Source organism: Bifidobacterium samirii (genome assembly GCF_003952945.1).
Lineage (GTDB): Bacteria > Actinomycetota > Actinomycetes > Actinomycetales > Bifidobacteriaceae > Bifidobacterium > Bifidobacterium samirii.
This window is the reverse complement of the sequence record NZ_QXGK01000005.1, coordinates 60,472-80,536: the sequence shown is the minus strand read 5'-3', so window position 1 is coordinate 80,536 and position 20,065 is coordinate 60,472. Positions and strand designations below refer to the sequence as shown.

The following is a 20,065-nucleotide window of genomic DNA, read 5'->3' as shown; positions in this document are numbered from 1 at the left end:
CGTGGCTCCGGCGTTGGGAATTGGTCGGGGGTAGTCAGCGGGGGAGGAGGACCGTGAGCACGAACCAGTGGTCGTCGGTGCGGATAGTGACCTCGCCGCCGTACTGCGCGGCGATGTGACGGATCGACTTGACGCCGAACCCATGCCGGGTCGAATCGCGCTTCGTCGTGCGCAGATTGCCGGCCGCATCCTTGCGCAGCGTCGAATCGAAGTAGTTCTCCACGCGGATCACCACGAACCCGCCCTGCCGGTACAGGGCCAGCCGGATCAGCCGCTGCTGGCGGTCGGGCAGCCGCGACGTCGCCTCGATCGCGTTGTCGAGCGCATTGCCGAACAGCGAGGCGATGTCCATCGACGACATGCCGTCCAGCAGCTTGCCGTCGGCGACCGCCGTCAGCGTGATGCCGCGCTCCGTGCACGTGCGCGTCTTCGTGGTCAGGATCACGTCGAGCACCGGATTGCCGGAATGCTGCTGCACGCTGTACTCGGCGACGGACCGTTCCAGCTGCTCGAATCCAGCGGCCGCATGCTGCGGGTCGACCTCGGCGCGCAACGCCGCGATCTGATGCTTGAGGTCGTGCGCGAGCCGTCCGATCGATTCGAGGTTCTCCTTGGACGCCAGATACTCCTGATGCTGGCTCTCCAGCTGCGCGTTGATGGACGTGAGCTCGGCGCTCGCCTCCAGCCGCCGCGCCTGCTGCTGCTGCGCGTACAGGATCGCGAACCCGCAGAAGTCGACGAGCGTGCGGATGTAGAACACCTCCTGGCCGACCGTCCCCGAGAACGGCGTGTTGGTCGACAGGAAGCTCAGATTGCTCATCGCGAACGTGACGAGCGTGATCGCCGTGGTGCCCACCGCCAGTTGGATGGTCGTGGTCGTGGTCGTGGGCGCGGTCGAGTCGAAGTTGTCGCGTTCGGCCAGCCACGCCAGACCGAAGCATGCGCCGTAGATCACGACGAGCGCGGTCCACGACTCCCATTGGAACCGCATCGCGTCCAACGGGTCGGTCTGCACGTGCAGGAACGTGACGATCTGCCAGTGCAATGAGGCGACGAGCTCGGCGAGCACGAACGCGCGCGCCGCGATGTACAGGCCCTCGCGCTTGCCCGTCCCCGCGCCGAACCCCACGATCGCGTACATGCCGGCGAACGCGAGCAGCATGCCGCCCACCCAGAACCAGATCGGCATCGCGCCGTCGAGATACTGGATCGCGATCATCGCGACGAGGCCGACCGCGCCGACGCCGACCGTCCGCTGCAGCGGTACGCGGCGGTGGATGACGGCGATGTACGTGAGGCAGGCGAGCCATTCGCAGATGGCCGTGTACAGGCGCGGGATGTCCGGCAGCGCGTTGGCGATCATCGTCGGCATGACGGCTCCGATCATGCGGTTGGTCCGGCCGGAACATCAGTCGCGGCCGCCCCCGTCGTCGCCGACGAACCACCCGTCGCGGCGGCGCGCCCGCCCAGCGGGCCGGTCGCGCCCATATAGTCGGCCAACGCGGTCAGGAACGCCTTCTTGCGCGGACGGCTGACGCGCAGGCGTTCGCCGTTGGACATCACGCAGTCCTGGTCCTCGACGCCGACGACGTGGCGCAGGTTGACCAGATAGCATGAATTGGAGCGGTAAAAATCATGGTTGGCGAGCCGTGTCTCGAAGTCCTTGAGCGTGCCGGAGACCGACAGCTTGCCGCCGAGCGTGTGGATGACGATCGTGTGGCGGATCGACTCGATGTAGACGACGTCGGCGAGCTCCAGCCGCTGCTGGCGTCCGCCCGCGTCGATGAGCATCGACGCCTCGGCGCGGCGGCGCACCATGTCGATCGAGCGGCCCAGCTCCTGCCGGAACGCGAAGTACGGCACCGGCTTGAGCAGATACGACAGCGCCTGCACCTCATACCCATTGATTGCGTACTGCGGCGCGGCGGTGATGAAGATGATGACGACCGAATCGTCGCGTTCGCGGATGCGGCGGGCCGCGGCCATGCCGTCCATGCGCTGCATCTCGATGTCGAGCAGGAGGATGTCGTAGACGGGCGTGTAGCGTTCGACGACCGCCTCGCCGTCGTCGAAGACGGAGACGGTGAACCGCACGCCGGTCTCGCTCTGGTACTGGTTGAGATAGTCGAGCGTGCGCTGGCAGGCGGCCGGGTCGTCCTCGACCACGCCGATTCGGATGTCACGCATATGCCGATACCTCCTTGCTCTGCGTTGCTTCCCCGATTCTAGCGTGGCGTCGGATTCGGGCCGCGTCGCGCCTGCGTCGTGCCCGCGACGCGCCGGACGCGCCGGGACACGCCGTTGACGGACCGCGTCGGGCGTGTATAGTGGAACGTGGCTCGGCGAAGAGATTTTCAATGGACCGAAGAACCGAAAAACAGAACAATTTAAACGCCGACGTTTGAAGTTCGCCAGTGCTGGGGACCTAGAATGGAAGCGCAGTAATCCCTTTACCACGGATCGTGAGGCACGTACCTGCCTCTGAAAGGATGAACACATTATGGCAGAAGTCATTTTCGACCATGTCACCCGTATCTACCCGGGCAACGACAAGCCCTCTGTGGATGACCTGAATCTGGATATCAAGGACGGCGAGTTCCTCGTCCTGGTCGGCCCGTCCGGCTGCGGCAAGTCGACCACCCTGCGCATGCTCGCTGGCCTGGAGGAGGTCAACAAGGGCCGCATCCTCATCGGTGGCAAGGACGTCACCACGATGCAGCCGAAGGACCGCGACATCGCCATGGTGTTCCAGAACTACGCGCTGTACCCGCACATGACCGTCGCCGACAACATGGGCTTCGCCCTGAAGATCGCCGGCACTCCGAAGGAGGAGATCCGCAAGCGCGTCGAGAAGGCCGCCGAGATCCTCGACCTGACCGAGTACCTGGACCGCAAGCCGAAGGCTCTGTCCGGTGGTCAGCGTCAGCGTGTGGCCATGGGCCGTGCAATCGTCCGCGAGCCGAAGGTCTTCCTCATGGATGAGCCGCTGTCGAACCTCGACGCGAAGCTCCGTGTCCAGACCCGTACCCAGATCGCCGCTCTGCAGCGTCAGCTGGGCGTCACCACCCTGTACGTGACCCACGATCAGACCGAGGCTCTGACCATGGGCGACCGCATCGCCGTCATCAAGCTCGGCATCCTGCAGCAGGTCGGTGCTCCGACCGAGCTGTACGATCGCCCGGCCAACGTCTTCGTCGCCGGCTTCATCGGCTCCCCGTCGATGAACATCAACACCCACCCGGTGGTGAACGGCAGCGCGAAGATCGGCGAGGACTCCGTCGCTCTGCCGAAGGAGGCCGTGGCCAAGCTGACCGCCGAGGACAACGGCCAGATCGTCGTCGGCTTCCGCCCGGAGGACGCCGGCCTGGCGACCCCGGACGATCCGAACGCGTTCTCGCTGAAGGTCGTCAACGTCGAGGATTTGGGCTCCGACGGCTACATCTACGGCAACATCATCACCGAGGGCTCCACCGGTGACGAGGGCCAGCTGATGTCCGATCAGAACAAGCTCACCACGATCCGTGTGAACCCGCGTGCTCTGCCGAAGATCGGCGAGGTCGTCAAGATCAAGATCGATCCGGCCAAGATGCACCTGTTCGCCCCGTCGACCGAGCTGCGTCTGAACTAGTAGATACTTGGCATGGTCGTACGATTGTGCCAGATAATTAAACGAGGCATTCTCTTCCTCTCTTAGGCCTCGTTGGAAAAGCCCCGCGTCGCAGCGGGGCTTTTCTTTTGCCCGGAAGCGGACCGGATCCGGCGCCGAGTCGGCCGTCTGCCATCGGCCCAGGCCCCCGCCGCATACCGTCATCCGGCACCGTTGCGGTTTGCGCGCGTCGGGACGAGCCCGCCGCATACCAATCGCAGAACCGGCCCCCTCGAATCTGCGGAATGTATGCGTCGGGGCGCATACGAACCGCGGGTTCAAGAGCATCGCCCTACGGATGTTGACAGCCACGGTGTTGAGCTCGAAAGTCGCCAAAATCTGAGGAAACGTCACCATCCAGCGTGATGCCGGCCGATTATAATGGTCGTACCGGTTCGGCGGCAAAGCGGATTCGATGCGGAATCCCGCCGATGGGGGCGCCAAGGATGTCTACGATCAGGTATTCGGAACACCCTGCCAACCTGAGCCGGCACCGGAATATGGCATCAAGGAGGATGTGATGACTGGGGGCAAGGCAAAGGTGCCGGCGTGGGAGCCGGTGCTGGCGGCCGTGGTGCTGATCGTCTTCGTTGCGGCGTCGTGGCTGTATGCGTATCTGGCGTCGCCGAGCGCACTGCGTATCGAACGGGAACTCTCTTCGCTGCCTGCGTACAGCACCGTCCGGCAGCTGGTCGACGCCGGATTCACGGACATGACCGGCCGGGATGCCGTCTGCGGCGACGAGGTCACGGCGTTCCTCGACGCCGTGAAGGAGAAACGGACCGCGACCTTCCAGTACGTGACCGACGACGACGGGATCACGGCGACGACGCTGTGGTATGACCCGTACGAGTCGAACCCGTGGGCGCGGGCCACGGAGGACGGCGGCGTGGACATCAGCTACGACCATGACGGGCGGGTCCGAGCATGGCGCTGGCGTGCCGGCGAAATCGTCCAAGCCGACGCACGGTATGGCGGTGAGCCGACCGCCGTCAGGCAGGATGACGGCTCCGCCACAGCCGTGCTGCCATGGCGGCCACAGTCTCCCGACCGCGTACCGTACGACGATCCGGAATCGGCCGGTCTGCCGTTGTGCACGTACCGGGAATGACGCCGGTTCGTCGGAACGTCAACCCGCCTTCACGCGGCGCGGACGGCGGGTTGACGTTCCGGCTCCCCGGTACGATGAGGGGTATGGAACTCAACGAATCTGCACAGCTGGATCCGCGTGCGCTCAAGGCCACATCCGTCAAGGCAGAGGATGCGTCGGCCGACGCGCCGGAGCCCGAGGCGCTGAAGATCACCGCCGCGAGCTCGAACCCGAAGATGTTCACCCTGCCGTGGCACAAGCCGCTCGCCACCTGGCCCGAGGACCTGCTCGCCAACCTGCCGCGAGGCATCTCCCGCCACGTCGTGCGCTTCGTGCACGTGGGCGACGAGGTGTACGCGATGAAGGAGATCACCCGCAAGGTCGCCGAACGCGAGTACGAGCTGCTGCGCCGACTGCAGAAGCTCGACCTGCCCACCGTGCAGCCGATCGCCGTGGTGACCGGCCGCCACGACCGCGACGGCGAGCCGCTCGAGGCGATCCTGGTGACCAAGCACCTCAAGTTCTCGCTGCCGTACCGCGCGCTGTTCGCCCGCAACCTGCGTCCAGACACCGCCGAGCGCCTCATCGACGCGCTGGCCGTGCTCATGGTGCGTCTGCATCTGGCCGGCTTCTACTGGGGCGACGTGTCGCTGTCGAACGTCCTGTTCCTGCGCGACGCCGACGCGTTCTCCGCGTTCCTGGTGGACGCCGAGACCGGCGACCTGCACGTCAACCTGACCGAAGGCCAGCGCGAGTACGACATCGACCTGGCTCGCACGAACATCATCGGCGAGCTCATGGATCTGAGCTCCGGCCGACTGCTGCCGGGCGACGTGGACGAGATCGAGACCGGCAACCGTCTGGCCGAACGCTACCATTCGCTGTGGGACGCGCTCACCGGCACCGACAAGTTCGGCCCCGACGAGATGTGGAAGATCGAGGACCGCATCAACCATCTCAACGAGCTCGGCTTCGACGTGGACGAGCTGGAGATGAAGACCGAGGAGGGCGGCAAGCGCGTGCTGGTGCGTCCGCGCGTCGTCGACGCCGGCTACGCGTCGCGCAAGCTGCTGCGCCTGACCGGCCTCGACGTGCAGGAGAACCAGGCCCGCCGCCTGCTCAACGACCTGGACGCCTACCGTGCGTCCACCTGGCGTGAGGGCGAGGAGCTGGAGATCGTCGCCACCGACTGGATGCGCGAGGTGTTCGAGCCGACCACGCGCATGATCCCGCGCGACTACCGCTCCCAGATCGAGCCGGCGCAGTTCTTCCACGAGGTGCTCACCCACCGCTGGTTCCTCGCCGAGAAGCTCGGCCACGACGTGCCGATGCGCGAGGCGGTCAAGAGCTACATCGAGAACGTCCTGCCGCAGTACAAGCTCGACAAGAAGGACGTGGAGGCGCTCAACGCCGAAGCCGACTCCGGCGTCGTCGACGACGAATACACGTACAACGAGCGCTACGACGACGATGACGACGACGGCTACAATCCGGACGACGATCCGGACGCCGCCGTCTGGGCGCACTGACCCGCGCTCCGGTCCGCACGTCGGGCCGGTCGGACCGTCCCTCATCATGACGGAGGCCGCGCGTACGACGCTACGCGCGGCCTCCGTCGTCTATGCCGCCGTCTTGCCGACGCTACCGCGGCGATGCCGTCGCCGACGCGACGGCCGTCGTCAGCGGTTCTCGGCCATCTTGGCGCGGTATGCCATGGGGGAGCAGCCGTAGCGCGTCTTGAACGCGGAACAGAACGCGCTGGTGCTGTTGAACCCGCATTCGGCGCAGATCTCCTTGAGCGACGCGTAGCCGTTCGCCAGCATGTACGTCGCCGCGTCCATGCGCGCGTTGACGATGTACGCGTGCGGCGTCGTGCCCGTGGCGCGCGAGAACATGCGGATGAAATGGTATTCGCTCATCAACGCGATCGACGCGAGCTGCGACAGCGGCAGCGGATCGCCCAGATGCGCCGCGATGTACGCGAGCACCTCCTCGATCGCGTCCTCGTTGCGCGGCCGGCCGCCCTGCTCGTCGGCCGCCGCCATGCACTCGGTGAGGATCTCGGTGATCGTCAGCGACATGCGCGCCTCGCTGACCGCGCGGCCCTGCGCGAACGCATCCACCAGCATCGTCATGCGGCTGAGCACGTACGCGGACCGACGCACGCCGATCACCGTGCCGAATCGGCGGTGGATCACGTCGTAGTACGGCTTGGCCGCGATGCCGTCGAAATGCAGCCAGATGACGTCGCTGTCGGTCACCGCCGTCGCCTGATACGCGTCGGCGCGGCAGTCCAGCAGTACGATGTCGCCGTCGCGCGCGACCGCCTCGCCCTGCGCGGTCGCGAACCGGAACTCGCCACGCTGCACCACCATCAGATTGAAGCTGTCGAACGTGCTGCGCGTCAGATGGTAGCCCTCCAGATACCGGTAGCGGCCGATCAGCGTGGGATACAGGTAGGTGCGCTTCGCCACCTGGCTCGGTGCGTAGATGTAGTAGTCGGACGCGTCCTTGTCCACATGATGTTCGATCGGTTTCATTGGAATTCCCCCTTACCGCGCCCCATTCTATCAAAAAATTGTTCTATCGCTCATCGAAATTGCAAAGATGGCGACAAGTGCCGAGGATTGCGCGCGCCTGACCTTACTGTGGAATCAACAACGCTGTTTCACTATGGAAGGACGCGGCCAATGCCGACGATCGATATCACTAAATTGTTCGAGATTGCCGCCCAGTTCGATCTGGGAGCCGACGTGCGCGACATCGCCCCCTACGGCGACGGCCACATCAACCACACCTACCTCGCCACCGCCGACGACACCCGCTACATCCTGCAGCGGATGAACACCGACATCTTCCCCGACACCGAGCACCTCATGCGCAACGTCGAACTCGTCACCGCCTACCTGCGCGGCAAGGGCAAGGAGACCCTCGACATCGTCCCCACCCGCGACGGCCGCACCTACCTGAGCGACGACACCGGCGAATGGCGCGTCTACCGCTTCATCGAGAACACCGTCTCCTACAACCTCGTCCCCGACGCCGACGTCTTCCGCGAATCCGGCGCCGCGTTCGGCGAATTCCAGAACGACCTCGCCGGCTTCGACGCCTCCCAGCTCACCGAGACCATCGCCCACTTCCACGACACCCCGCACCGCTTCGAGGACTTCAAGGCGGCGCTCGCCGCCGACGTGAAGGGCCGCGCCGAAACCTGCCGCGACGAGATCGCCTTCTTCCTCGACCACGCCGACGAGTACGCGACGATCACCGACGCGCTGGCCGACGGCTCCATCCCGCTGCGCGTCACCCACAACGACACCAAGCTCAACAACATCCTCATGGACGCCGAGACCGGCAAGGCGCGCGCGATCATCGACCTCGACACGATCATGCCCGGCTCCATGCTCTACGACTTCGGCGATTCGATCCGCTTCGGCGCCTCGACCGCCCTCGAGGACGAGCAGGACCTCGACAAGGTGCACTTCAGCACCGACCTGTTCCGCGCGTACGCCGAAGGATTCGTCGGCGCGCTGCGCGACAGCATCACCGAACGCGAGGCGCAGCTGCTGCCGATGGGCGCGAAGATGATGACGATGGAGTGCGGCATGCGCTTCCTCGCCGACTACCTCGCCGGCGACACGTACTTCGCGACCAAGTACCCCGAGCACAATCTGGTGCGCGCCCGCACCCAGATCAAGCTCGTGCAGGAGATGGAGGCCAAGGCCGACGAGACCGCCGCCATCGTCGACGCGATCATGGCCGGCTGACCTCCGCCCATCCCCATCCCCGACCCGGCGTCGGTCGGCCGCTGCGGCGGCGTGGCCGACGCCTCTCGTCATACGGCGCCCATCCGGCGCCGGTCGAACCTACATCCGAACCGCAACCGACAGAACGAACCCAACGACGGGACATATCATGACCCACCACACCACTCCGGAAACCCTGAACGCCGTGTACGCGACGATCGACGCGCTCGTCGACCACGCGCGGCTGCGACTCGACCTCGACGCGCGCGACGCCGACTGGACCCGCAACCGCATCTTCGCGCTGTTCTCCCTCGACTCGTACCGTCCGACCGGCACGACCAGCGACGGCCGGCCCGTCGACGACCTCGTCGCCGACTTCCGTGCCGCCGGCGTCGCGGCCGGACTGTTCCACGACGAGGAGGGGCCGTCCGTGGCCGACGTGGTCATGGGCATCCTGTCCCAGCCGCCGTCGGCCATCCTGCGCCGGTTCGCGGCGATCGAACGCGCCGGCGACGGCGGCGAGAGCGACGCGCCCGACAACGGCGGCATGGACGCGATGCGCTGGTTCTACGACTACTGCGTCGCCAACACGTACGTCAAGCGCGCCGTCCTCGACCGCAACCCGCGCTTCGACTCGCACGGCCTGACCATCACCATCAACATGGCCAAGCCGGAGTTCAAGAACATGAAGAAGGCCGCGGCCGGCAACGCCGTGTCCGGCGGCTACCCGTCGTGCACGATCTGCCATGAGAACGAGGGCTTCGCCGGGCGCGACAAGCGCACGCTGCGCACGATCCCCGTGCAGCTGGGCGACGAATCCTGGTTCTGGCAGTTCTCCCCGTACGGCTACTTCGACCAGCACGGCATCTGCGTGAACGACGAGCACACGCCGATGCACGTCGACCGCGACACGTTCGGCCAGCTGCTCGACTTCGTCGACCGCTTCCCCGGATACTTCCTCGGCTGCAACGCCGCGCTGCCTCGCATCGGCGGCTCCGTGCTCGCCCACGACCACTACCAGGGCGGCGGCGAGCTGCTGCCGATGCACCGCGCCGCAGCGTGGGCGACGCTGACCGTCGACGGCTACGCCGACACGACCGTCGAGATCCTCGACTGGCCGGGCACCGCCGTGCGCGTCGTGTCCCCGTCGCGCCGCTCCATCATCGACGTGAGCGACATGATCCGCCTCGCGTGGGAGCGCTACGACGACGAGGCGGCCGGCATCGCCAGCCACGACGCCGACGGCAACCGCCAATCGGCCGTCTCGCCGAGCGCGATCGTCACCGACCGCGGCTACGAGATGAGCCTGATCCTGCGCAACAACGCGGTCAGCGACCTGTACCCGGAGGGCGTGTTCCACGCGCACCCCGAATTCTGGCCGGTCAAGCAGGAGCCGATCGGCCTGATCGAGGCGCAGGGCCTGTTCATCCTGCCGGGACGCCTGATCGACCAGCTGGCGCTGATCGAGGACGCGCTCGCCGAGGGCCGTCCGTTGCCGGATGCGGTGTCCGAGTTCTCGCTCGAATGGGCCGAACTCGGGTTCCTGCTCAACGGTTCGCGCGACCGCGAGACGATCCACAAGGCCATCGAGGACGAGCTGGGCGACATCTGCCGCCGCATCCTCGTCAACACGGCCGTGTTCAAGACCAAGGAGCAGACGAAGGCGTTCCTCATGCCGCTCGGCTGCACGCCCGCTATCATCGACTGAGCGCGGGGCGGGATTCCGCGGTCGGACCGTCGGGCGGGTCGCGGTCGACTCGCCGGGCGGGGCGGCCGCACTATTGGTAGATTATGTTCGATTTTGGTTGAACATGTTTAATTGTGATACAATCGCTGTTGTATCAAGGGAACGCGGCGGCCGCCGGCCTCGACGCGCCGCCGCATCCCATGGATCACGATCAAGGAGAACTTCATGACGACCATCCTGGTCACCGGCGGCGCCGGCTACATCGGTTCGCACACCGACGTGGAACTGCTGAACAAGGGCTACGACGTCGTGTGCGTCGACAACTACTCCAACTCGTCCCCCAAGGCGCTCGACCGCGTCGAGCAGATCACCGGCAAGACCATCAAGCGCTACGAAGGCGACGTGTGCGACGAAGCGCTGATGAACCGCATCTTCGACGAGAACCCGATCGACTGGGTCATCCACTTCGCGTCGCTCAAGTCCGTCGGCGAATCCGTCGCCAAGCCGATCGAATACTACGACAACAACCTCAACAGCACCATCGTCCTGCTCAAGGCGATGCGCGCGCATGACGTCAAGAAGGTCATCTTCTCGTCGTCCGCCACCGTGTACGGCACCCCGGAGGAGCTGCCGCTCACCGAGGAGAGCCGCACCGGCGGCACCACCAACCCGTACGGCAGCACCAAGCTGTTCGAGGAGCAGATCCTGCGCGACGTGCACGTCGCCGACAACGACTGGACCGTCGTCATCCTGCGCTACTTCAACCCGGTCGGCGCGCACGAATCCGGCCTCATCGGCGAGGATCCGAAGGGCATCCCGGCCAACCTGACCCCGTACATCGCCAAGGTCGCCCTCGGAGAGCTGGCCGCCGTGCAGGTGTTCGGCACCGACTACGACACCCCGGACGGCACCGGCGTGCGCGACTACATCCACGTCGTCGACCTCGCCAAGGGCCACGTTGCCGTCATCGACCACGTCGAAGGTTCCGGCGTGTACACGTACAACCTGGGCACCGGCCACGGCTACTCCGTGCTCGAGGTCATCAAGGCGTACGAGAAGGCCGCCGGCCACGCGATCCCGTCCGAGATGAAGCCGCGCCGCCCCGGCGACATCGCCGCCTGCTACGCCGACTCGTCCAAGGCCGAGCGCGAGCTGGGCTGGAAGGCCGAACTCGGCATCGACGACATGGCCGCGTCCTCGATGCACTGGCAGACCCAGAACCCGAACGGCTACCGCGAGGCCTGACGGGGCTGACGGGCGGCTGTCGGTCTTTGGCCGCCGTCCGGCCCGTCGGGTTGACGGCCTGACAGCTGATGGCCGTCGGTCGGCCGCAGCCACGGGTGATATCACGACAACGCTTCACAATGGGCACGCAATCTCACAGGTTGCGTGCCCATTGCGACGTTTGGGGTGCCTGAAACTTCGCAACGGGCACGCACACGTCGTCGTTGCGTGACCAATGCGAAGGTCACGGCATACGAAACGGCTGTTTTCCCGGCGTCAGAGGACGTTCACTCGCGCAATCGCAAGGCGTGCGCGAGCAATGTGAGCCTTACGATATGCGAAACGTCACTTTGCCAGCGCAAGTCATGCGATTGCGCGAGCAAAGTGACGTTTGTCGTTGGTTGCGGTCCTACCGCGCGGTCATGCGGCCGCTGCGACGGTCACTGCTGTGCGGCGGCCGCCTCGCGGCGGGCGCGCGCCACCGCGTACAGGCTGATGCCGGCGGCGACGGACGCGTTGAGCGATTCGACCATGCTGGAGATCGGGATGCCGGCGATCGAGTCGCACGCCTCGCGCACGAGACGGCTCAGGCCCTTGCCTTCCGACCCGAGCACGACGACCAGCGGATCGGTCTCGAAGCCGGTCTCGCCGACGAGCTTGTCGCCGCCGCCGTCGAGGCCGACCGTGTAGAAGCCGCGCTCGCGCAGGCTCTCGATCGCCTTGGTCAGGTTGACGACGCGCGCGACCGGCATGTGCGCGGCGGCGCCGGCCGACACCTTCCACGCGGCGGCGGTCACCGACGCGGAGCGGCGCTCCGGCAGGATGACGCCGTTCGCGCCGAACGCGGCGGCGGAGCGGATGACCGCGCCCAGGTTCTGCGGGTCGGTCACGCCGTCGAGCGCGATGAACAGCGGGCGGGCGTTGATGCGCGCTTCGGCCGAGTTGGCGGCCTCCATCGCGCGGGACTTCTTCTCGGCGCGCTCGACCAGCTCCGCCAGCGACGAATACTGGTACGGCTGCACCTTGAGTACGACGCCCTGATGGTTGGAGGATCGCGCGATGCGGTCCATCTCCAGACGGTCGGCCTCCATGAGGCTCAGGCCGTTGGCGCCGGCGAGCTTGACGATCTCGCGCGTGCGGTCGTCGTGTTCGATGCGCGCGGCGATGTACAGCTGCGTGCTGGGCACGCCCACGCGCAGCGCCTCGAGTACGGCGTTGCGGCCGATGACCAAATCGTCGGAGTCCGACGTGAACTTGGCCACGCGGCGGCGGGCCGCGAGCCGCGGATCCGCCATCTTACGGCGTTCGGCGACCTTCTTCTCCTTGTATGCCTTGTGATACACGCGGTCCTCGGCCTTGGGCGTCGGCCCGTGCCCACGAAGCTTGTTGCGATGCTTTCCACCCGACCCCTTGGTCGGTCCTTTCTTGATAGCCATAGGGTTCATTGTCTCAACACCCCGAGGCAAATCCCGTCGCCGGCGAAATGCGGGGGAGCGGGACGGCTGTGGGGCGTGTGGTGCGGTGATGTGATGCGTAGCAGTGCGGTAGCGCAATGCGCGATATGCGGTGCACGGTGATGTAATGCGCGGTGACACGGTGGCGGAATCCTTGGGCGGTGGGGGGGGGGTATCTGCACGATGGTATTCCACTTCCGTTTCACGTGAAACAGTGCCGATGGGGATGATGTGCGGGACGAGGTTCCGTTTGGTTTCACGTGAAACGTTACGGATGTTGACGACTCGGTCGGAGCGTCGCGCCCCGCCGTTTCTCCCTGCCGTTTCGGGTAAGGTGTTCGCGTGAGAAAAGAGCGTAGGATCTTCGGGCTTCCCGTCCTCTACTGGGGCCTGTGGCTGGCCATCCTGTTCCTGTGGATGGGCCGTTTCGTCATTTCGTTCATGTCGATGTACCTCGTCTCGGACATGCACGTCGACGCCGGAACCGCCGGCACGGTCGTGTCGATGTTCGGCTTCGGCGGCATCTTCGGCTGCCTGTTCGGCGGCGCGCTGTCCGACCGCTTCGGCCGGCAGTCGATGATCATCATCGGCGAATCCGGCGCGGCCGTCATGCTGGTGCTGCTGTCGTTCATCGACGACCCGACCGTCATGGGCGCGGCATTGCTGATATACGGCGCGATCGCATCGGTGCCGACGCCCGCGATCGCCGCGTACATCGCCGACGTGGTGCCGTTGCGCGACCAGAAGCGCGCGTACACGCTGCAGACGTGGGCGGTCAACTTCGGCTACGCGACCGGCCCGATCATCGCCAACCATCTGGTGAAGGTCTCGTATTCGCTGATGTTCTACGCCGAAGCTGCCATCCTGATCGGCGTGACCGTGATGCTCGTCTGCTTCTTCCGCGCGATGCGCCGCGCCGCCGCCGTCGTCGTGTCGGCCGCAACGTGCGCGTCGACGGATGCGTCGTCGCCGGATGTCGCCATCATCGCCGCCGATGCGACCGTCGACGCCGCCGCGCAGCCGGCCGGCGCGACGGGCGGCAAGCCGGTGTCGATGATCGCCAACTACCGTCGCGCGCTGACCGACTGGCCGCTCATGTCGATGGTGCTGCTGATGTTCGGCTACACGATCGCCTACTTCCAGTCGACCAGCGGTCTGCCGATTGCGATGACGCAGCTGGGCATGGGCACCGACGAATACTCGCATCTGCTGACCATCAACGGTGGCATCATGTGCCTGCTGCAGATCCCCGCGATCGCGCTGTTCAACCGCATGAGCAACACGCGCGTGCTCGTGCTCGGCATGCTCGTGACGGCCGTCGGCTACGCGTGCCAGATCCACTCGGGCGTGTTCCTCGCGTTCGCGTTCTCCACCGTGATGTGGTCGCTGGGCGAGCTGGGCACGTTCCCGATCGCCGCGACGACCGTCGCCAACCTCGCGCCGGCCGACTGCCGCGGTACCTATCAGGGCGTCTACAACCTCGTATGGTCGCTGTCGCAGGGTGTGGCGCCGCTGGTCGGCGGCTGGATCATCGCCGGATGGGGCGCGCAGACCTTGTGGACCGCGTGCACAGCGATGTTCATCCTCGTCGCGATCGGCCTGTACGTGACCAAGGGCGCCCGCGAGCGCGCCGTCGCCCGCAACCTCGCCGCCGCCATGGCGTGACGGTGCGGGGTTTGGTGGGCCGGCGGCTCCGCGTGACCGGATTACCGGAACCCGCACGGCAATCGGACTCGGGTCACGCAAAACCGGCATTTTGCGTGACCCGAGTGCCAGAACCCGGGCGGTAGTCGGACTGAGGTCACGCAGGAGAGTGGGGTTGCGTGACCTCAGTCCGAGAAAGAAAAAGTAGTCGGAGTCCGGTCACGCAAAAGGCTTGTGTCGCGTGACCGGACTCCGAGAAGACCGGGGATACTCGGACTGCGGTCACGTAAGCGGGGTCCGTTGCGTGACCTGAGTGCCGGAAGGCAGGAGATAGTCGGACTCAGGTCACGCAGAGCGTCGCTTTCCCGAATCTGTGTCGGAATACGGCCGATTCCGTCGGGCGCAATGCGCCGATATCAGATCAGACAGGCGAGCAGCATCTCCACGACGGCGTCGGTTTCGTGTTGAGGCAGATAGCCGACGATCCGGGCGTTGCGGGCCTCCAGGTCGAGGGATTTGAGCTGCTCCACCTCGACGAATCCTTCGATGTCCTGCGTTGATATCGGGTGTATGGCCCGGTGCAGCGGGTATCCGTTGTCGGTCGACGTGATCGGGCACACCCAGGTGAGGTTGCAGAGCTGGTTGAAGTTCTCGTTGCCGACGACGAGCAGGTAGCGCCGTTTGCGTTGTTCGTGCCCCAGTGCCGGGTCGGGGTCGGCGGCGACGATGTCGCCTCGTCGGTAGCCGTTCATAGCTCCTCCCTGCCTGCCGGTGCGACGAAGCCGTCTTCGCGCGGGATGTAGCCGTTGTCGTAGCCGTCGAACAGGTCGGTCAGGTCGGGGACTCGGTATCGGCCGATCCGTGTGCCGTTCGGTTGGACCGGTGTGATGATGATGCGGTCGCCATTCGCTTCGACGTAGACGCTGCTGCCCTCATGCAGACCCGTCGTATCGCGGATTTCCTTGGGGATGCGGATGCCTTCGCTGTTGCCCCATTTGCTGATCGTCGCCTTGACCATATCGCCTCCCCAGTCGGATATACCAAGTATATCCTTACTGTGAGGTGGTAGTGCCGTCGCAATCATGCCGTCCATGACGTCCCCCAATCTGTGTCCGGTGTTTCCGCCGAACCGGCCTGTACAATTCCCGCCGGGCCGGATGATTCGACGGTATCCCGGCCCGTCGGATGCGTGCAAGCCGAACCGGGGTATGTGGTCGAAAGCTCCCGAGTTATCCACAATGCTTGCGAACCGTATCTCTTTGCGCCGTGATCTGCATACGATTCCTTGTTCTCATACGGATTGCGACGCAAACTGGGGCTTCCGCGTCGTAATTCGTAAGGAATCGGTTCCTTCCCTACAAATTGCGACGCCGGCGGGTCGTTTCGGGTCGTGAATCGTAAGGAATCCGGTTCTCCTGTACGGATTGCGACGCAAAACGGCGGCTCGGAGTCGGAATCTGTAAGGAATCGGCTCCTCCCATACGGATCCCGACGCAAACGCCGGGCCCCGAAATGCGACAACACCCCGCCGCACCGTTCGCCCCGCGGCGGAACGACGTATGGAATAATGGCAGGGTATGCGCCGGAGGCAGACGCCCCGGTGCCCATAACCGCGCAGCTTTATCGCGTCCGGCCGGCGCCCCGGCAGGCGTCCGGCAGGTTACGAGGGCTGACTACTCCGCGGCTATATCAAGGAGATCATCATGGTTGATCGCACCAAGGATCAAACCATCGGGGCCGCCGCCACCGCGAACGGTGCGGACGCCGCCCAAACGGAAGAAGTACGGGCCCAGCAGGCCCTCCTCAACGACGTCGACCCGAGCCTCACCGACGCACAGGCCGTCGCCAAGGCCCTCGACGTCGACCCCGCCGTCGGCCTGAGCGAGGCCGAGGCGAAGCGCCGTCTCGAACGGTTCGGCCCCAACCAGCTGGCCAGCGCACCCCCCGTGCCCAAGTGGAAGAAGTTCCTCCAGCAGTTCCAGGACCCGCTCGTCTACCTGCTGCTCGTTGCCACCGCCATCTCGGTCGTCGCATGGTTCATCGAGAAGGCCAACACCGCACCCGGCGCGGAAGGCGGCGAACCGCTGCCGTTCGACGCGCTCGTCATCGTGCTCATCCTCATCGTCAACGCCGTCCTCGGCTACATCCAGGAGGCGCGCGCCGAACAGGCCGTCGAAGCGCTCGCGCAGATGACCGCGCCGCAGACCGCCGTCCTGCGCGACGGCAAGGTCGTCCACGTCGCCACCACCGACGTGGTCCCCGGCGACATCGTCGTCCTCGGCGAAGGCGACACCGTCTCCGCCGACGGCCGCCTCTTCGCCGCCGCATCCCTGCGCATCGCCGAAGCGAGCCTCACCGGCGAATCCGTGCCCGTCGGCAAGAAGCCCGACACGCTCACCGAAGCCAAGGCGCTCGGCGACCGCGCCAACATGATCTTCAACGGCACGTCCGTCACGCAGGGCACCGGCCGCGCCATCGTCACCGGCACCGGCATGAACACGCAGGTCGGCAAGATCGCCGACATGCTCGCCGCCACCGACGACGAAGCCACGCCGCTGCAGAAGGAGATGGCCCACGTCTCCAAGATCCTCGGCCTCGCCGTGTGCGTGATCGCCGTGATCGTGCTCGCGGCGCTCGCGTTCACGCAGGGCTTCCACTCCGTGCACGACATCATCGACTCGCTGCTGCTGGCCGTCTCGCTGGCCGTCGCCGCCGTGCCGGAGGGCCTGGCCGCGATCCTGACCGTCGTGCTCGCGCTCGGCGTGCAGCGCATGGCCAAGCACAACGCGATCGTCAAGAAGCTCAGCTCCGTGGAGACGCTCGGTTCCGCGTCCGTGATCTGCTCCGACAAGACCGGCACGCTCACCCGCAACGAGATGACCGTCGAACGCATCGTCACGCCGTCGGGCGAAGTGCAGGTGACCGGCACCGGCTACGCGCCGGAAGGCCGCATGGTGATGGTCGGCGGCGACGATCTGGCCGTCCCGGCCGACGTGAACGCCGAAGTGATGATGACGCTCGGCGCCGGCACGCTGGCCAACGACGGCGACCTGCGCGAAAGCACCGCCAAGCCGGGCGCATGGGAGGCCGTGGGCGATCCGACCGAAGTGTCGCTGATCGTCGCCGCGCGCAAGGTCCACGCCGACCGCCGCTTCGCGAACTTCGAACGTGTCGCCGAAGTGCCGTTCACGTCCGAACGCAAGCGCATGGCCGTCGTCGCGAAGGACAACGCCGACGCCGGCAACCTGACCGTGTTCGCCAAGGGCGCGCCGGACGTGCTGCTCGGCTACTGCACGCGCATCGCCGTCGGCGGCGCGGTGCGGCCGCTCACCGAAGGCGACCGTCAGACGATCCTGGCGACCGTCGAGAAGCTGTCGGGCGAAGCGTACCGCACGCTCGGCCAGGCGTACCGTCCGCTGGGCACGGCGTCGCTCGCCGCGGTGCCGGGCGTCGTGGCGAACGCCGCCGGCCAGGTGACCGACATCGCCGAACAGAGCGACGTCATCGAAACCGACCTGATCTGGGCCGGCATGGTCGGCATCATCGACCCGCCGCGCACCGAAGTGCGCGACTCGGTCGCCGAAGCGCACCGCGCCGGCATCCGCACCGTCATGATCACCGGCGACCATCCGCTGACCGCGGCACGCATCGCCTCCGACCTGGGCATCATCGAACGCGGCGGCAAGGCGCTCACCGGCGACCAGCTAGACGCGTTCGGCGACGACCAGGCCGCGTTCGACAAGGCCACGAGCGAAGTGTCCGTGTACGCGCGCGTCGCACCGGAACACAAGCTGAAGATCGTCGAATCGCTGCAGCGCCAGGGCAACATCGCCGCGATGACCGGCGACGGCGTCAACGACGCGCCGGCGGTCAAATCCGCCGACATCGGCGTGGCGATGGGCATCACCGGCACCGAGGTGACGAAGGAATCCGCGAAGATGATCCTCGCGGACGACAACTTCTCCACCATCGTGGCCGCCGTGCGCGAAGGCCGCGTCATCTTCGACAACATCCGCAAGTTCCTGCGCTACCTGCTCAGCTCGAACGTGGGCGAGGTGCTCACCGTGTTCGGCGGCGTCCTGTTCGCCGGCGTGCTCGGCATCACCCAGCCCGGTTCGCAGGGCGTGACCGTGCCGCTGCTGGCCACGCAGCTGCTGTGGATCAACCTGCTCACCGACGCCGCGCCCGCGCTGGCGATGGGCGTCGACCCGCAGACCGACGACGTGATGGCCCGCCGTCCGCGCCGCCTCACCGACCGCGTGATCGACAAGGACATGTGGTTCGACATCGTGTTCATCGGCTTCGTCATGGCGGCCGTGACGCTGATCGGCATGGACATGCACCTCGCCGGCGGCCTGTTCACCGACCGTTCCGTCGACGCGCTCGGCCACGACGCGCAGATGACCGAAGCCCGCACGATGGGCTTCACGATCCTCGTGTTCGCCCAGCTGTTCAACGCGCTCGCCTCGCGCTCGTCGCGCCAGAGCGCGTTCGTGGGCCTGTTCTCCAACAAGTGGCTGTGGGGTGCGATCGGCCTGTCGGTCGTGCTGCAGGTCGTGGTGATCTACGTGCCGTTCCTCAACGGCGCGTTCGGCACCACGCCGCTGGGCCTCACGGCGTGGCTGGAGTGCATCGGCCTCGCCGCGATCGTGCTCGTCGCCTCGGAGATCTACAAGGCGATCATGCGTGCGATCGACGCGCGCCGCGGCGTGAACGCGTGAGCGTCGCCGGCGGCGTCACGTCCTGACGCATGACTGAGGGGCGGTCGCGGGAATCCTGAATCGGATTCCCGCGACCGCCCCTCAGTCGTATACGCGATGGTGCGCGGCGATATGCGGCGGTGTGCGGCGATGATGCCGCCGCGACGACCGGCGTCGGCTCAGTCGCGGATCTCGGCGCGGTAGAAACGCTCGTAGGAGCGGCTCGGGGTCGGGCCTCGCTGGCCCTGATAATGCGAGCCGGTCCCGGACGAACCGTACGGATGCTCGGCCGGCGAACTCAGCTGGAAGAAGCACATCTGGCCGATCTTCATGCCCGGCCACAGCTTGACCGGCAGCGTGGAGACGTTGCTCAGCTCCAGCGTGATATGGCCCTCGAAACCCGGGTCGATGAAGCCGGCGGTCGAATGGGTGAGGATGCCCAGACGGCCCAGCGAGCTCTTGCCCTCCAGACGCGCGGCGACCGTCGCGTCGAGCTTGACGTACTCCCACGTGGAGCCGAGCGCGAACTCGCCCGGATGCAGGATCCACGGCTCGTCGGGGGCGACCTCGAACTGCTCGGTCAGCGCGCCCTGGTTCTCGGCCGGGTCGACGTACGTGTACGCATGGTTGTTGAACAGACGGAAGAAGCGGTCGAGTCGCACGTCGATCGACGCCGGCTGCACCATTTCGGGCGTCCAAGGGTCGAGCGAGATATGACCGTCGGCCTTGGCGGCCAGAATGTCGCGATCGGACAGCAGCATCGGGACTCCTTATATTGCTAATAAAACCGTTCCCCAGTCTACAATCCGTTGCAAACTAGTTCATCCCGGCATGCAGTGCGCCCTCGCGCTCATCCGCGTCGAGCCTGACGCGG

15 protein-coding genes are annotated in these 20,065 nt (G+C 66.1%); 8 read left to right on the top strand and 7 right to left on the bottom strand.

What is annotated here, in order from left to right; all coding sequences use genetic code 11:
- Positions 1 to 34 precede the first annotated feature (34 nt).
- Positions 35 to 1,372: a sensor histidine kinase gene (locus D2E24_RS03760; RefSeq protein WP_206430916.1), complete on the bottom strand. Its 1,338-nt coding sequence runs from the start codon at positions 1,370 to 1,372 to the stop codon at positions 35 to 37.
- 11 nt (positions 1,373 to 1,383) lie between these two features.
- Complete coding sequence (locus D2E24_RS03755; RefSeq protein ID WP_125967998.1) at positions 1,384 to 2,187, bottom strand: LytR/AlgR family response regulator transcription factor; 804 nt, start codon at positions 2,185 to 2,187, stop codon at positions 1,384 to 1,386.
- A 313-nt stretch (positions 2,188 to 2,500) separates the two neighbouring features.
- Here D2E24_RS03755 and D2E24_RS03750 point away from each other — a divergent pair, with 313 nt between their 5' ends.
- From D2E24_RS03750 to D2E24_RS03740, 3 genes are all read left to right on the top strand, one after another.
- Complete coding sequence (locus D2E24_RS03750) at positions 2,501 to 3,628, top strand: ABC transporter ATP-binding protein (RefSeq protein ID WP_125967997.1); 1,128 nt, start codon at positions 2,501 to 2,503, stop codon at positions 3,626 to 3,628.
- A gap of 433 nt (positions 3,629 to 4,061) precedes the next feature.
- A complete protein-coding gene (locus D2E24_RS03745) occupies positions 4,062 to 4,757 on the top strand; it encodes a hypothetical protein (protein WP_125967996.1) in 696 nt (231 codons plus the stop codon).
- A gap of 83 nt (positions 4,758 to 4,840) precedes the next feature.
- On the top strand, positions 4,841 to 6,265 hold the full coding sequence (locus D2E24_RS03740; RefSeq protein ID WP_125967995.1) for a DUF4032 domain-containing protein: 1,425 nt from the start codon (positions 4,841 to 4,843) through the stop codon (positions 6,263 to 6,265).
- Between the two features lie 150 nt (positions 6,266 to 6,415).
- Here the strand turns inward: D2E24_RS03740 and D2E24_RS03735 are convergent, their stop codons facing one another.
- Positions 6,416 to 7,276 carry an AraC family transcriptional regulator gene (locus D2E24_RS03735; RefSeq protein WP_125967994.1) on the bottom strand — a complete coding sequence of 287 codons (861 nt, stop codon included), beginning with the start codon at positions 7,274 to 7,276 and terminating at the stop codon, positions 6,416 to 6,418.
- A gap of 150 nt (positions 7,277 to 7,426) precedes the next feature.
- Here D2E24_RS03735 and D2E24_RS03730 point away from each other — a divergent pair, with 150 nt between their 5' ends.
- From D2E24_RS03730 to galE, 3 genes are all read left to right on the top strand, one after another.
- Positions 7,427 to 8,503: a phosphotransferase enzyme family protein gene (locus D2E24_RS03730; RefSeq protein ID WP_125967993.1), complete on the top strand. Its 1,077-nt coding sequence runs from the start codon at positions 7,427 to 7,429 to the stop codon at positions 8,501 to 8,503.
- A gap of 148 nt (positions 8,504 to 8,651) precedes the next feature.
- On the top strand, positions 8,652 to 10,190 hold the full coding sequence (locus D2E24_RS03725) for a UDP-glucose--hexose-1-phosphate uridylyltransferase (protein ID WP_125967992.1): 1,539 nt from the start codon (positions 8,652 to 8,654) through the stop codon (positions 10,188 to 10,190).
- Between the two features lie 204 nt (positions 10,191 to 10,394).
- Positions 10,395 to 11,414, top strand: coding sequence for a UDP-glucose 4-epimerase GalE (galE, locus tag D2E24_RS03720; protein ID WP_125967991.1), 1,020 nt, complete (start codon positions 10,395 to 10,397; stop codon positions 11,412 to 11,414).
- A 419-nt stretch (positions 11,415 to 11,833) separates the two neighbouring features.
- On the opposite strand, the gene rlmB is transcribed toward galE, so the two are convergent.
- Positions 11,834 to 12,829, bottom strand: a complete 996-nt coding sequence (gene rlmB, locus D2E24_RS03715; protein WP_125967990.1) for a 23S rRNA (guanosine(2251)-2'-O)-methyltransferase RlmB — start codon at positions 12,827 to 12,829, stop codon at positions 11,834 to 11,836.
- 360 nt (positions 12,830 to 13,189) lie between these two features.
- Here rlmB and D2E24_RS03710 point away from each other — a divergent pair, with 360 nt between their 5' ends.
- On the top strand, positions 13,190 to 14,512 hold the full coding sequence (locus D2E24_RS03710; RefSeq protein ID WP_125967989.1) for an MDR family MFS transporter: 1,323 nt from the start codon (positions 13,190 to 13,192) through the stop codon (positions 14,510 to 14,512).
- Positions 14,513 to 14,907: 395 nt separating this feature from the next.
- Here D2E24_RS03710 and D2E24_RS03705 read toward each other — a convergent pair whose 3' ends face one another.
- Both D2E24_RS03705 and D2E24_RS03700 read right to left on the bottom strand, forming a co-directional pair.
- Entirely contained in the window at positions 14,908 to 15,243 is a 336-nt protein-coding gene (locus D2E24_RS03705; RefSeq protein ID WP_125967988.1) for a type II toxin-antitoxin system PemK/MazF family toxin, read from the bottom strand.
- A complete protein-coding gene (locus D2E24_RS03700) occupies positions 15,240 to 15,509 on the bottom strand; it encodes an AbrB/MazE/SpoVT family DNA-binding domain-containing protein (RefSeq protein ID WP_164520987.1) in 270 nt (89 codons plus the stop codon). Before D2E24_RS03700 ends, D2E24_RS03705 begins: the two co-directional genes overlap by 4 nt.
- Positions 15,510 to 16,194: 685 nt before the next feature.
- Between D2E24_RS03700 and D2E24_RS03695 the strand changes: the two genes are divergently transcribed.
- A complete protein-coding gene (locus D2E24_RS03695) occupies positions 16,195 to 19,212 on the top strand; it encodes a cation-translocating P-type ATPase (RefSeq protein WP_125967986.1) in 3,018 nt (1,005 codons plus the stop codon).
- 158 nt (positions 19,213 to 19,370) lie between these two features.
- Here D2E24_RS03695 and dcd read toward each other — a convergent pair whose 3' ends face one another.
- A complete protein-coding gene (dcd, locus tag D2E24_RS03690) occupies positions 19,371 to 19,952 on the bottom strand; it encodes a dCTP deaminase (RefSeq protein ID WP_125967985.1) in 582 nt (193 codons plus the stop codon).
- Between the last annotated feature and the right edge of the window lie 113 nt (positions 19,953 to 20,065).